11 protein-coding genes are annotated in these 13,289 nt (G+C 72.0%); 1 reads left to right on the forward strand and 10 read right to left on the reverse strand.

The features are described from left to right. Positions 1 to 12 precede the first annotated feature (12 nt). Together G6W55_RS32285 and G6W55_RS32290 are read right to left on the reverse strand one after the other, a co-directional pair. Positions 13 to 783, reverse strand: coding sequence for a thioesterase II family protein (locus G6W55_RS32285; protein ID WP_175524257.1), 771 nt, complete (start codon positions 781 to 783; stop codon positions 13 to 15). After that, positions 771 to 1,808, reverse strand: a complete 1,038-nt coding sequence (locus G6W55_RS32290; RefSeq protein ID WP_175524258.1) for a 3-oxoacyl-ACP synthase III family protein — start codon at positions 1,806 to 1,808, stop codon at positions 771 to 773. Before G6W55_RS32290 ends, G6W55_RS32285 begins: the two co-directional genes overlap by 13 nt. Positions 1,809 to 1,985: 177 nt before the next feature. Here G6W55_RS32290 and G6W55_RS32295 point away from each other — a divergent pair, with 177 nt between their 5' ends. Then, a complete protein-coding gene (locus G6W55_RS32295) occupies positions 1,986 to 2,615 on the forward strand; it encodes an acyltransferase (RefSeq protein ID WP_175524259.1) in 630 nt (209 codons plus the stop codon). A 32-nt stretch (positions 2,616 to 2,647) separates the two neighbouring features. On the opposite strand, the gene G6W55_RS32300 is transcribed toward G6W55_RS32295, so the two are convergent. From G6W55_RS32300 to G6W55_RS32335, 8 genes are all read right to left on the reverse strand, one after another. After that, positions 2,648 to 4,108: an NDP-hexose 2,3-dehydratase family protein gene (locus G6W55_RS32300; RefSeq protein ID WP_375372494.1), complete on the reverse strand. Its 1,461-nt coding sequence runs from the start codon at positions 4,106 to 4,108 to the stop codon at positions 2,648 to 2,650. Beyond that, positions 4,105 to 5,088 (reverse strand): dTDP-glucose 4,6-dehydratase, encoded by a 984-nt coding sequence (gene rfbB, locus G6W55_RS32305; protein WP_175524260.1) that lies wholly within the window; start codon positions 5,086 to 5,088, stop codon positions 4,105 to 4,107. The genes G6W55_RS32300 and rfbB overlap by 4 nt, the downstream gene beginning before the upstream one ends. Further along, positions 5,085 to 6,149, reverse strand: a complete 1,065-nt coding sequence (locus G6W55_RS32310) for a glucose-1-phosphate thymidylyltransferase (protein ID WP_175524261.1) — start codon at positions 6,147 to 6,149, stop codon at positions 5,085 to 5,087. The genes rfbB and G6W55_RS32310 overlap by 4 nt, the downstream gene beginning before the upstream one ends. A gap of 26 nt (positions 6,150 to 6,175) precedes the next feature. Continuing rightward, complete coding sequence (locus G6W55_RS32315; protein WP_175524262.1) at positions 6,176 to 7,300, reverse strand: DegT/DnrJ/EryC1/StrS aminotransferase family protein; 1,125 nt, start codon at positions 7,298 to 7,300, stop codon at positions 6,176 to 6,178. A gap of 39 nt (positions 7,301 to 7,339) precedes the next feature. Next, positions 7,340 to 8,563, reverse strand: a complete 1,224-nt coding sequence (locus G6W55_RS32320; protein ID WP_217687653.1) for a glycosyltransferase — start codon at positions 8,561 to 8,563, stop codon at positions 7,340 to 7,342. Between the two features lie 8 nt (positions 8,564 to 8,571). Continuing rightward, positions 8,572 to 9,561 carry an NAD(P)-dependent oxidoreductase gene (locus G6W55_RS32325; protein WP_175524264.1) on the reverse strand — a complete coding sequence of 330 codons (990 nt, stop codon included), beginning with the start codon at positions 9,559 to 9,561 and terminating at the stop codon, positions 8,572 to 8,574. 1 nt (position 9,562) lies between these two features. After that, complete coding sequence (locus tag G6W55_RS32330) at positions 9,563 to 10,768, reverse strand: macrolide family glycosyltransferase (RefSeq protein ID WP_175524265.1); 1,206 nt, start codon at positions 10,766 to 10,768, stop codon at positions 9,563 to 9,565. 56 nt (positions 10,769 to 10,824) lie between these two features. Then, a partial coding sequence (locus G6W55_RS32335) for a thioesterase domain-containing protein (RefSeq protein ID WP_175524266.1) occupies positions 10,825 to 13,289 on the reverse strand: 2,465 nt, incomplete at its 5' end.

The raw sequence follows: 13,289 nt of genomic DNA on the forward strand, positions 1-13,289 counted from the left end.
CGGCGGGGCCGCTCAGCGCGCCGTCGTGGAGCCCGCGGCCGCCATGTGCTCGATGATGGCCCGGATCACCGCGTTCCCTTGGGAGTTGAGGTAGAAGTGGCCGCCGGGGAACACGGTCATGTCGAACGGTCCGGTGGTGTGCTCCGCCCAGAACCGCGCCTCTTCCCGGGTGACCTGGGGGTCGGTGTCGCCGATGAGGGCGAGGACCGGACAGCTCAGGGGCGGGCCGGGGCGATAGCGGTAGCTCTCCACGGCCTGGTAGTCGCTGCGGATGACCGGCAGGATCATGCGCAGCAGTTCCTCGTCGGCCAGGATCCGTTCGTCGGTGCCGTTCAGCCGCCGGATCTCGTTCATCAGCCCCTCGTCGTCCTGCAGGTGCACCAGGTCGGGAGCGGACCGGACACAGGTCGGGGCCCGGCGGCCGGAGACGACGAGTCCCCGGGGCGCCCTGCCCTCGGCTTCGAGCAGGCGGGCCGCCTCGAAGGCGACCATGGCGCCCATGCTGTGCCCGAAGAGGGTGAGGGGCCGGTCGAGCCAGGGGGCGAGCGCGTCCACGGCAGCGCGGGCGAGCGCGTCGATGGAGTCGAGGAAGGGTTCGCCCCGGCGTTCCTGGCGCCCGGGGTACTGCACGGCGAGGACGTCGGTGCCGCCCGCCATGGCCCGGGCCACCGGCACGAAGTACGGGGCCGAGCCGCCGGCGTGCGGGAAGCACACCAGCCGCCGGGGGGCGTCGGGCGCCGGCTCGTACCGGTGGATCCACTCGGCGGTGTCTACTTCGCCCACGCGGGCTGCTCCCGGATCGTGAGGACGGCGGAGGAGCAGACCCAGCCGGGGCCCTGCGAGGTCACCAGGACGTGATCGCCGACCGCGACCTCGCCTGTGCGCACCGCGTGCTCCAGGGAGATGAGGATGTCGGCGCCGCCGGCGTGTCCGACGGAGGCTCCGTACTCCCAGATCAGCCGGTCCTCGGGAATGCCGAGCGGGCGCAGCAGGGCGTGCTCGATCATCCGCTTGTCCACGTTGATCGTGATGACCTTGGAAATGTCGGCGGCGGTCATTCCGGCGTCGATGATGGAGTCGCTGATGACACCGAGGTCGAATTTCGTGAACGTCTCGAAGAGCTCGGCGAAGCCCATGACATTGTCCACGAAATATTGCGACCGCTCCCCCACGTTGAAATACTTCCGGGGATTTCCGTCGGGCGGCAGCAGGGATTCCTGACCGCGGTGCCACTGCTCCAGGCTGTGCAGCGTCCCGGAATTCATCGACCGGACCTCGGCGAATCCGCCACGGCCGTTCACCACGGCCGCCAGGGCACCGTCCGAGTAAAGGGAGGAGGTGCCGAAATCACGCCAGCGGTTGATGAGCGGGGAGCTGAAGTTGGTGGCCGTGGTCAGCAGGACGTTCTGTCGGCGGGCGACGCCGGTGATCTGTCCGGCGGCCGTCTCCAGCGCGCCCAGCACACCGTCGCAGCCCTGCTGGACGTCGAGCGAGGGGATGTGACCGGCGCCCAGTTCACGCAGGATGTAGCCGGGCGCGTACGCGCCTTCGGGCACCTGGTAGTAGACGCTGCCGTGGATGTGGGAGTCGATCGCCGACAGGTCCACGCTGGAGCGCTCGACGGCGCTGCGGGCGGCCAGGACGGCCATGTCGACGGCCGGCGTGTCCCCGGCCACGTGCGTGCCGGTCAGGCCGGCCGCGGTGAACTCGCCGCGCTCGTAATCCCCCGGGCCCTCCGCGTCGGCGACGGACACCCATTGCGAGAGGTGCACGCCGAGCGAGTCAATATATACCCCGTTTACCTGCATCGCGGAAATCCCTTCACGCCCCCGCCTTTACCGACCACTACCCAATTACAGCGACAATCTCCATGTCAAGCCGGGTCGACGGAACAACGCTCCCCTTACACGTGATGTGCATCACACCTGATTTTTGACAGTACGGTACTCATATATCTGCACGGTTTTTTCACCGACGGAGGAATGATGAACGCTCGCATTGCGCCCGGTGCCGAGGTCGACGAAAAGGCGACCGTGGGCGACGGTACGTCCGTCTGGGGCACGGCCCATATACGGGAGGACGTGGTCGTGGGCCGCGGCTGCTCCATCGGGCGGGGCGTGTACATCGGGCCCGGCGTCACGGTCGGGGACAACTGCAAGGTGCAGAACCACGCCCTGGTCTACGAGCCCGCCGTGGTGGAGGACGGCGTGTTCATCGGCCCCTCCGCCGTGCTCACCAACGACCCGCACCCCCGTGCCGTGACCCCCGCCGGTGCCCCGAAGGGGCCGCAGGACTGGACCCCGGTCGGGGTGACCCTCCGGCACGGCGCCTCGGTCGGCGCCCGCGCGGTGTGCGTGGCGCCGGTGACGGTCGGTCGCTGGTCGCTGGTCGCCGCCGGCTCCGTCGTCACTCGGGACGTGCCCGACTTCGCCCTGGTGGCGGGGGTGCCGGCCCGCCGCGTGAAGTGGGTCGGGCGGGCCGGCGTGCCCCTGGAGGACGAGGGGAACGGTCGCTTCCGCTGCCCGAGCACAGGTGAGCGGTACACCGAGCGCGACAGCGACACCCTGGTCCCCGACGGGGAGGGAGCGCTCCACGACGGCCCCTGCGACGACTGACGGCGCACCGCGCCGTGTGACGGCCACGCCCGCTACGACGCCCACCGCGGCCGCAGCGGCTGCGACGGACGCGGGAGCGGGGGTGACGGGCGGGGCGGCGCCTGGGTCCGGGGCAGCGCGTTCAGGCAGGCCAGCAGGGTGCGGGCCTGCACGCTGACATAGTGCTCGTGCCGCAGCAGACCGCTCAGCTGCGGCACGCTGAACCAGGCGAAGTCGGCCGGGAGTTCGGCGGGCAGCGTCGCGTCGGCCGCCACGACGAGGTAGCGGGCCACCGCGTCCAGGAACCGTCCGCCCTCCTCCGAGTGCACGGTGTCGTAGCGCACCAGCGCCGGGTCGGCCGACAGCACCCAGTCCAGCAGCGGCGGCCGGTCGGCCGGGTCGTAGTTGTCCGGCACGCACTGCACGGTGGGGCCCAGCTCCACCACGCCGTGGAAGCCGGGCTCGGCACGGGCCCGCAGCAGTACGTGCGGTACGCCGCCGAACTCCCGTGTCACCAGGGCGACCACGCCCGGGCCGCGCGGCGCGAACAGCGGCTGGTGCCAGCTGCTGACCTCACGGCTGCCGGCCCGCACGGACACCGCGACCACGCTGAAGTACCGGCCGTCCGGGCGGGCGATCTCGTCCGGCCCGCGCAGCCACCCCTCGGCCTCCGTCTCCCGCAGCGGAATCCGGCTCACCTCGATATCGCGGGTGGCGCGCTGCCCGGTCAGCCAGCCCAGCAGCTCGGCGGTCGGGGTGAGCGCCTCGTCCCCCGGTGCCGACGGCCACAGGAACGGGGCCAGGCAGGACAGCACCGTCCGGGCGTCCATGTTGATCACGTTGTCCCGGCCCAGCAGCTCGTGGATCTGGCCGAGGGTCAGCCAGCGGAAGTCGTCCGCCAGCGGCACCTCGGCGTCGGTGTCCACCTCGACCACCATGTTGCGGTTGCGCTTGCGGTAGAACCAGCTGCCGTGCTCGGACTGCAGGACGTCCGCCACCACCCGGCCGCGCAGCGGACCGGCGAAGTACTCCAGGTAGCGCACGGGCGCCCCCTTGTGCACGCCGGTGAAGTTGCTGCGGGTGGCCTGCACGGTCGGCGACAGCTGGAGCAGGTTCGGGTTGCCGGGCTCCATTTTGGCCTGCATCAGGAAGTGCGGCACCCCGCCGAAGTCCCGCATGAGGATGCCGAGGATGCCGATCTCCGGCTGCCTGATGATGGGCTGGCGCCACCGGCCGGTCTCCGTGCTCACCCGCAGTCCCTCGACTGTGAAGAACCGCCCGCTGCGGTGGGCGAGGTTGCCGGTGGCCTCGTCGAAGCTCCAGCCGTCCGCCTCGGCGAAGGGCACCCGCTCCACCCGGAAGGGGTGGGCCTGCCGGCGCTCCTCCAGCCAAGCCTCTGCCTGCGCCGTCGGCAGCATCGTCCCCTCCCGTTCCCGCGCCGACCGCGCGAGCCGGGCGGACAGGCCGGGGTCCTCGCAGCGGTGCAGCGCCGCCGCAGGCGCCGGGGCGGTCACGCGGCCACCCTTCGGTCGGCGGCGGACGTCTGCCACCAGTCCGGGTTCGTGCGGTACCAGTCGACCACGCCGGCCAGGCCCTCCTCGAAAGGCACGCGCGGGGCGTAGCCCAGCTCCTCGCGGATCTTGGTGTCGTCCAGCGCGTAGCGCAGGTCGTGGCCCTTGCGGTCGGTGACCTGCCGCACCTGGTCGGGCGAGGCCCCGCACAGCCGCAGCAGCAGGTCGGTGATCTGCCGGTTCGTCTGCTCGGTGCCGCCGCCGACGTTGTAGATCTCGCCGGCCCGGCCGCGGGTGAGGACCAGCTGGACGGCCGCGCAGTGGTCGCTCACGTGCAGCCACTCGCGGACGTTCGAGCCGTCGCCGTACAGCGGGACGGTCTCACCGCGCAGCAGGCGGGTGACGAACAGCGGGATGAGCTTCTCGGGGTGCTGGTGGGTGCCGTAGTTGTTGGAGCAGCGGGTGACGGACACATCCAGGCCGTGGGTGCGTGCGTAGGCCCGGGCCAGCAGGTCACTGCCCGCCTTGGACGCCGCGTAGGGCGAGTTGGGGGCCAGCGGCCACTCCTCCGTCCACGCGCCGGACGCGATGGAGCCGTACACCTCGTCGGTGGAGATGTGCACGACCCGTTCCACGCCGGTGTGCAGACAGGCCTCCAGCAGGGTCTGGGTGCCGACGACGTTGGTGCGCACGAACACGGAGGGGTCGGCTATGGAGCGGTCCACGTGGGACTCGGCGGCGAAGTGCACCACCGCGTCGTGGCCGGGCAGCAGTTGGCGCAGCAGGTCGGTGTCGCAGACATCGCCCTGGACGAAGTCCAGCCGGTCGTGCCGCTCGGGCAGGTTGGCCCGGTTGCCGGCATAGGTCAGCTCGTCCAGCACGGTCACCGACGCGTCCTCGTAGCCGGCGTAGCCGCCCGCCAGGAGTGTACGGACGTAGGCGGATCCGATGAACCCGGCCCCGCCGGTCACCAGCAGCCTCATGCGGCCACCTCCACGCGCGCGTGGTCGCCGACGATCAGCCGGTGGGACCCGTCCGCCTCAACGGCGCTGACGCTGGCCTCTCGGCCGATGATGGAGCCGCGGACCGACGTGACACCGCGCATGCTGGCCCGTTCCAGCACGATGGTGTCGCTCACCTGCACACCGAGCAGCCGGCAGCCCTCACCGATGGACGTGTGCGGGCCGATCGAGCTGCCCTCCACGACCGCGCCGGCGCCGACGACCGCCGGCCCGGTGATCCGGGAGCGGACGACCCGGGCGCCCTCCTCCACCACGACGGCCCCGATCAGCTCGCTGTGCGCGTCGACCTCGCCGTCGACGGACGGCTCGAGCCGGTCCAGGAGTTCGCGGTTGCAGGCCAGGACGTCGTCGATCTGCCCGGCGTCCTTCCAGTAGCCGTGGTAAGTGCTGGCCCGCACCTCCGCGCCCTGGGTGACCAGCCACTGGATGGCGTCGGTGATCTCCAGCTCGCCGCGGGCGCTGCTCTCCACGGCTGCCACGGCCTCGTGGACGGCCGCGGTGAAGAAGTACACGCCGACCACCGCCAGGTCGCTGACCGGCTGCTCGGGCTTCTCCACTAGCCGCAGCACCCGCCCCGTGCCGTCGACCTCGGCGACGCCGAAGGCGCGGGGGTCGGCCACCTTGTGCACCACGAGCTGGGCCGCGGGGCGCCGGGCGCGGAACTCGGCGGCGATGTCGTCCACGCCCTCGGGGAGCAGGTTGTCCCCGAGATACATGACGAAGTCGTCGTCGCCGAGGAACTCGCGGGAGATGGCGACACAGTGCGCGAGCCCGCGCGGGGCGTCCTGCGGGATGTACGTCAGCCGTACGCCGAACTCGGTGCCGTCGCCGAGGTACTGGCTGATCTTCTCCGACCGCTCGCCGACCACGACACCGATCTCTCGCACGCCCAGGCCGCGCAACTGCTCGATGACGTGCAGTAGGACGGGCTTGTTGGCGAGCGGCATCATCTGCTTGGGCATCGAGTGGCTGAACGGGCGCAGCCGCAGCCCCATGCCACCGGACAACACCAGTGCTTTCACCGGGGACTCCTTATCGAAGCGTGGGGTCACAGCGTCTTGAGGACGTCGCGCAGGGCACCGATCACGGTGTTCTGGAGGTCCACGGGCAGGGAGGGGTACATCGGCAGCGAGAAGATCTCGTTGGCCAGCGCCTCGGTGACCGGCAGGGCGCCCTTGCGGTAGCCGAGGTGCTCGAAGCCGGTCATGGTGTGCACCGGCCACGGGTAGCTGATGTTGAGGGAGATGTCGTACTCGCTCTTCAGGCGCTCGATGATCAGGTCGCGCTGCGGGTGGCGGACGACGTACACGTAGTACACGTGCTCGTTGCCGGGGTTGGTTCCGGGCAGCTGCAGGCCGCCGGGGGCGGTGAGGTCGGCCAGGCCCTCCTCGTAACGGCGGGCCACGGCACGGCGTCCAGCGATGTAGGTGTCGAGGCGGGTCAGCTTGCGGCGCAGGATCTCGGCCTGCACCTCGTCCAGGCGGCTGTTGTGACCGGGGGTCTGGACGACGTAGTAGACCTTCTCCATGCCGTAGTAGCGCAGGCGGCGCAGGGCGGCGTCGGTGCCGGCGTCGTCGGTGAGGACCGCGCCGCCGTCTCCGTAGGCGCCCAGGACCTTGGTCGGGTAGAAGCTGAACGCGGCGACGTCGCCCATCGTGCCGGCGAGGCGGCCGTGGTGGCGGGCGCCATGGGCCTGCGCGCAGTCCTCGACCAGGGCGAGGCCGTGCTCGGCGGCGAGGGACTGCAGAGACGCCATGTCCACGCACTGCCCGTACAGGTGCACCGGCAGCAGGGCCTTGGTGCGCGGGGTGATCGCGGCGGCGACCTGGTCGGTGTCCATCAGGAAGTCCTCGGCGCGGATGTCCACGAAGACGGGCGTGGCACCGGCGCCAGCGATGGCCACGACGGTGGGGGCGGCCGTGTTGGACACAGTGATCACCTCGTCGCCGGGCCCGACGCCGACCGCTTCGAGGGCGAGCTTGACGGCGTTGGTACCGTTGTCGACGCCCGTGCCGTGACGCATGCCGTGATAGGCGGCGAACTCGGCCTCGAAGCCGCTGACGCTCTCGCCGAGCACCAGGCGTCCCGAGGAGAAGACCTTCTCGACGGCGTCGAGGATGTCGGCACGCTCGTCCTGGTATTCCGGAAGGTAGTCCCAAACGTACGTGGTCATGCGGGTGTGACTCTCCAAGCCTTGAGGGGTGGGGGTGGGTCAGGCGGGCGCGGCCACTGCGGTCTCGATGAGGTCGCAGGCCGTGTCCACGCCTCGCTCGGCGCGCACGCGCTCGCCGATGAGGGCGGCCCGTTCGGCGGGCCGGGGGTCGTCCAGAACGGCCGCCACGGCCTGCCGGAGCCGCTCGCCGGTCATCCGCTGGAACGGCACCGGGGCCGGCGCGACGCCGATCTCGGCCAGCCGGGCCGCCCAGTACGGGCCGTCGGCCCAGCACGGCACGGTCACGTGCGGCACACCGGCGCGCAGCGTGTCGGCGGTGGTGCCGAAGGCCGCGCCGTGGATCACCGCGGCCGCCCTCGGGAAGAGCCAGCCGTAGTCCACTTCCTGGACCCGGAACACGTCGTCGGAGGCGATGCCCTCGGGCCCGCCCACCACGACCAGGCGCCGCCCGGCGTGGCGTACCGCGTCCCGCACGGCGTGGAAGGTCTGCTCGCCGTACACCGGCCAGGCGCTGCCCAGGGCCAGCGCCAGCGGCCGGGAGCCGCTGTCGAGGAAGTCCGCCAGCCCCGTCGGCGGCTCCTGCTCGGGGCGTTCCCAGACCCAGTAGCCGGTGACGTGGGCGCGGGCCGGCCAGTCGGCCGGGGGCGGCATGAAGGCGGGGCTGTAGGGGTAGAGCACGGGGTGCTCGACGCCGAGCGTGCCCATCGGCGACTTCTTCAGCGGCACCAGCCCCTGACGGATGCGGACCTTGTTGACGGCCGGGCGGTGCACGGCCCACTCCAGCTGGGCGGACATGGCGTGCGTGAACCGGGTGTAGGCGGGCCCGAGCGGCAGGTCGGGCGTCTTGTACGCGCGGAACTCCTGGGTCGGGGTCATCGGCCACCAGTTGACGGTGCCCCAGGGCGCGGTGGCGCCCGCGAACCCATAGCCACGGCAGATCATCGAGGTGAGCACGAAGTCGGCGCCCCCGGCGGCCTCCTGCATCCGCTCCACGGAGTGGGCGAACTCTTCCGTGGTGGGCCGCTTCATGACCAGCGCGGTGCGCAGCGACGAGGCGCTCTTGCGGATCGCCCGGATGACGTCGGGGTCGGCGAAGTGGTCGGCCGCCTTTCCGGGTATCTCGCAAAACTCCAGGCCGGCCAGCTCGACCATCGCCTTGAAGTCGCTCGACGTCGCGACGCTGACGTCGTGTCCGCGCCGGCGCAGGCCGATGCCCAGCGCCAGGAACGGATGCACGTCACCGCGGGTTCCGAACGTCTGCAACGAAACCTTCACTGGACCTCCAGCACGTTTTTCCGGTACCACCGCGCGGTGTCCCGCAGGCCGTCCTTCAGCGGGCGCGGCGTGAAATCGACGACCTTGTGGAATCGCTCCAGATCGAGCGCCCGCCGGGTCGCCCCGACGGGCTTGTCGGGGGCGGACCGGATCCGGTCCGGGTCCTGACCGGCCGCCTGGGCGACGAGGAACGCCAGATCCCGGATGGAGACCGGCTCCGGCGTCCCGATGTTGAGCGCCGGATACTCCCCGGAGCGCACCATGCACAGCACCGCGCGCACCAGGTCGTGCACGTGGATGAAGGTCCGCAGCTGGCTTCCGTCGCCCCAAACCTCGACGTCCTGTCCGGCGGCGAGCCGCATCAGCATGTTGGGGATGACGTGGTTCGTCGTCGTGGCGAAGTCGTCGCGCGGCCCGTACACGTTGGTGGGGCGCGGCGTGTAGATGTTCATGCCGAACTGGGTGCGGTAGAGGTCCGCGAGCACCTCGGTGAACATCTTCGACATCCGGTAGCCATTCGGCGAGAAGTCCATGTGCCGCCGGTGGTCGTCCTCCTCGCGCGCGGGCCGCGTCTCGTCGTACGCGTAGATCTCGGCCGAACTGATCAGCACCACGTCGGGCACGGCCCGGTCACGGGCGAGGTTGAGCACGTTGGAGACGATGCGCATGTTCTCGTCCAGCATGCGGCCCGCCTCCTGGAGCAGGAACTGCATGTTGCCGTCGAGGGTCGCGCAGTTGACGACCATGTCGAGCGCCGAGACCGTGTCCGCGGCCGCCCGCAGCGCCCGCTCGTCCAGGACGTCGACCCGCAGGGTCGTCAGCGCCTCGGTGACGGGCAGCTCGGCCCGTACCTCCGGGTGGTCCCGGCGGTACAGGCACAGCACCCGTGCGCCCTGGCCCAGCAGCTCCTCCACGAAGTGGGACCCGATGAAGCCCAGTCCCCCGGTGACCAGGACCGTGCGGCCGGCCCAGTGTCCCGCCGCCATCTCAGGCCCGCTCCGCGTACGCCTCGATCGCGTCCGCCGCCGCGGCCGCGCCGCCGCCGGCCCGGGCGTGCCCGGCCATGGCGGTCACCCGCTGCCGGATCCCGGCGTCCTCGGCCGCCGTCAGCACCGCCTCGCGCAGCGCCTCGGGCGAGGCCTCCAGGCGGGCGACGCGCACGCCGAGGCCCAGCTCCGCGATGCGTCGCGCGGTGAAGTCCAGCTCCACCGACTGCGGCACGGCCACCAGCGGGACGCCGGCCGCGAGCGACTCCATCGTGGAGCGGATGCCCGCGTGCGTGACGAAGACCGCGGCGTGCTCCAGCACCGCACGCTGCGGCACCTGCCGGTGCACCTCCCAGCTCTCCGGTACGGCGCCCAGGTCGGCGGGGTCGACATGCTCGCCGGTCGCCATCACCACGTGGAAGGGCAGGTCGGCGAAGGCCTTCAGGCAGGCCCGGTAGAAGTCGGGCCGCTCGTTGAACAGCGTGCCGAGGGCGATCAGCAGCACGGGCGTGTCACCCTGCGGCGGCTGCCACGAGCCTGCCTCGCCGCCGCCCGCGGTCGCCGCGGGACCGACGAAGACGTACCGCTCGTCAAAGGTGTCCGCGGCGGGCTGGAACTCCTTGGACACGAACACGACGTTGAGCTCCTCCGGCACACCGAGGATGTCGCCGGGCCCTGGCACGGACAGACCGTGCCCGATGCGGAACTCGGCCAGCTTCATGCCGAATTCGAGCAGTGCCGGATGCTGCGGGTCCATCGCGGGGAACTCCTGCGCCAGCGCCGCGAGCACCGAGAAGTGCTCGTTGGAGGCGAGCATCGGAATCAGCTGTGCGGCCGGTATCTCCCACTTCTCGGCCAGCACCCGGCCGGAGAAGTTCATGAGGGTGTCGTAGACCACCACGTCCGGCCGGTCCCCGGCCAGCTCCCGCTCGGCGGCGGCCGTGACCGCCACGTTCTCCGAGAGCATCTTCAGCGGCCCCTCCGCCATCTCGTCCGCCGACATCTCCGGCGGCACGCTGCGGTCGGCCGGCCAGACCGACTCGTACGTCACGACGCGGGCACGGGCCGCCGACACGGACGGCGCGAAATGCTCGGTGGTGACATAGGTGACCCGGTGTCCGCGGCCGACGAGGTCGGCGACGACGGGCAGGGTGTGGTTCACATGCCCGTGGTACGGGGCTCCGAGAACGGCGATGTGCTTGGTCACGAGTCCTGACTTTCGTTGGGCGTTTGCTTCGCTTGCTACGAACACTCGACGGGCGCTCAACCCGCCGCGCCGTTCGCGGTGATTCCGGTGATGACGGTGACTTCGGTGAGCCATTCCTCGACCACGCCAGCGGTGTCCCCGGCGTGGTCCTCGACGATGCTGAAGTGGTTTCCGGGCACGTCCCGCGCGGTGTGGCCGAGCTTCCAGTCGATGCGGAGCATCACCGGGTCGTCCTCCTGCGCTCCGGACGCCGACGGCATCGGTTCGGTGGCGCGCACCAGCAGCGTCGGCGTCCTGACGGGCTCGGGGCGCCAGTCGGCCAGGAGGCGGTGGTAGCCGCCCATAGCGGTCAGCCGGACGTCGTTCATGATCCCGCCGCCCAGTTTCCGCTCCCGGTCGAAGGCCACGCCCAGCATCGCCGCGCCGACCTCCGCGTTCTCCGCGTCGTCCGCGGGCCACGGCACGTCCAGCAGGACCAGGGCCGCGGGCTGGATGCCGAGGGTTTCCAGACGCGCGGTCACAGCGTGCGCGATCTGGCCGCCCGCGGAGTGCCCCACCAGCACGAACGGCTCCTCACCGGCGATGCGGCGCAGGGTCTGCGCGTGCAGTTCGGCCAGCGCCGCCATGTCGGCGGGGATCGGCTCGCCGGGCAGGTAGCCCGGCTGGGGCAGCACCGTGACGTCCCGGCGGCCGCGGAAGCGCTCGGCGAAACGGGCGTACTGCTGGGGACCGGCGGTCGCCACCACGGCCGGCAGGCAGAACAGCCGGGGCCGTTCCGCGCCGGTGGCCAGCGGCACCGGCTCCGGCGCGTGGCCCGCGGCCGACGCAACGTCGAAGGCGTCCCGCAGCCGGGAGGCCGCCATGATCAGCTCGTTCCCCGCGACATGCCGGCCCTCGGCGAACGACTGCCGGAACATCGCCTCGATACCGCCCGGCGCCTGCCCGCGCGCGGCCGACGCACGCGTCAGCTCCCCGCGCAGATGGGCGGCCACGGCGGCCGGCCGGGTGTGCTCGAACAGCAGCGACGCCGGCAGCCGCAGCCCGGTGGCCGCGTTGAGCCGGTTGCGCAGCTCCATCGCCATCAGCGAGTTGAAGCCCAGCTCGAAGAAGCCGCGCCGCGTCTCCACTGCGTCCGGACCGGGAAGCCCGAGGACCGCGGCCGCCTCGGCCTGCACCAGTTCGGTGAGCACCCGCACCTGCTCGTCCTCCGCCAGCCCGGCCAGCCGGACCGCGAGCCCCGGCTCGCCCGCGTCGCCGGCGGACACCGCGGTACGGCGCGCCGGAACGGGACGCCGGACCACGGTACGCACCGGAGCCGAGCCCTCCCTCTCGCTCGCCGGGTCCGACTCCGCCGTATCCAGGGCGGTCAGCGTCACCAGCCGCACCGACGCGACGGCCGCGCCGCTCGGGTCGGCCAGCTCGACGGACACGCCCTCCGGCCGCCCGTCGCCGCTGATCCGCACCCGCAGCCGCTCCGCCCCCACCGCGTGCAGGACGATGTCCCGCCAGGCCGTGGGCACCAGCAGCCGGTCCGTGTCCGCGTCGCCGTCCGCCGTGCACCGCGCGGCCTCGACGGCCGCGTCGAGCAGTGCCGGATGCAGGCCGTAGCGGGCCGCCTCCACCCGCTGGCCCTCGGCCAGGCTCACCTCGGCGAACACCTCGCCGTCGGCGCCCCGCCACAGGGCGTCCACCCGGTCCGTCTCCACCCGGGCCGCCCCCGCCGGAGGCCAGGCGGCTGGCCCCCACTGCGGCACCGGCGCACCGGCCCGCACCAGCAGCCCGGTGGCGTTACAGGCCCACGGCGTGCCCGGGAGGGCGTCCTCGGCGCGCGAGTGGACGCCGAAGACCCGCCGTCCCTCCGTGTCGGCCTCGGTCACCCGCACCCGCAGCTGCACGGCGCGCCGTGCGGGTAGCACCAGCGGCTCCCGGAGCGTCAGCTCCGCCACCGTGTCGCAGCCGACCTGGTCACCCGCGTGCACGGCCAGCTCCACGAACGCCGTCGCGGGCAGCAGCACGCTCCCGCCCTCGCCCGCGAGCCAGGAATGGGCCTGCGCCGACAGGCGTCCGGTCAGCACGACCCCCTCCGCCTCCGGCAGGTCGACCGCCGCCCCGAGCAGGGGATGCTCGGCTGGCAGCACCCCGACGGCCCCGACGTCACCCGCGGTCGAGGGGTCGACGGTCAGCCAGTAGTGGCGGTGCTGGAAGGCGTAGGTGGGCAGGTCGGTGTGGTGGGATCCGGTGCCGGCGAAGGCCTGGGCCCAGTCGACGTCGACGCCGTGGACCCACAGCTCGCCGAGGGAGGTCAGGAAGCGGTCCAGGCCGCCGTCGTCGCGGCGCAGGGTGCCGGTGACGGCCGCGTCCTCGGCGGTGTCCTGGATGCTCATGGCGAGCACCGGGTGCGGGCTGACCTCCACGAACGCGGTGTGGTCCTGGTCGGCGAGGGCGCGTACGGCGTCCTCGAAGCGGACCGTGCGGCGCAGGTTGCGGTACCAGTACCCGGCATCCAGAGCCTCGGTGTCGA

This window comes from Streptomyces sp. CAI-85 (genome assembly GCF_013363615.1).
GTDB classification, from domain to species: Bacteria; Actinomycetota; Actinomycetes; order Streptomycetales; family Streptomycetaceae; genus Streptomyces; species Streptomyces antibioticus_B.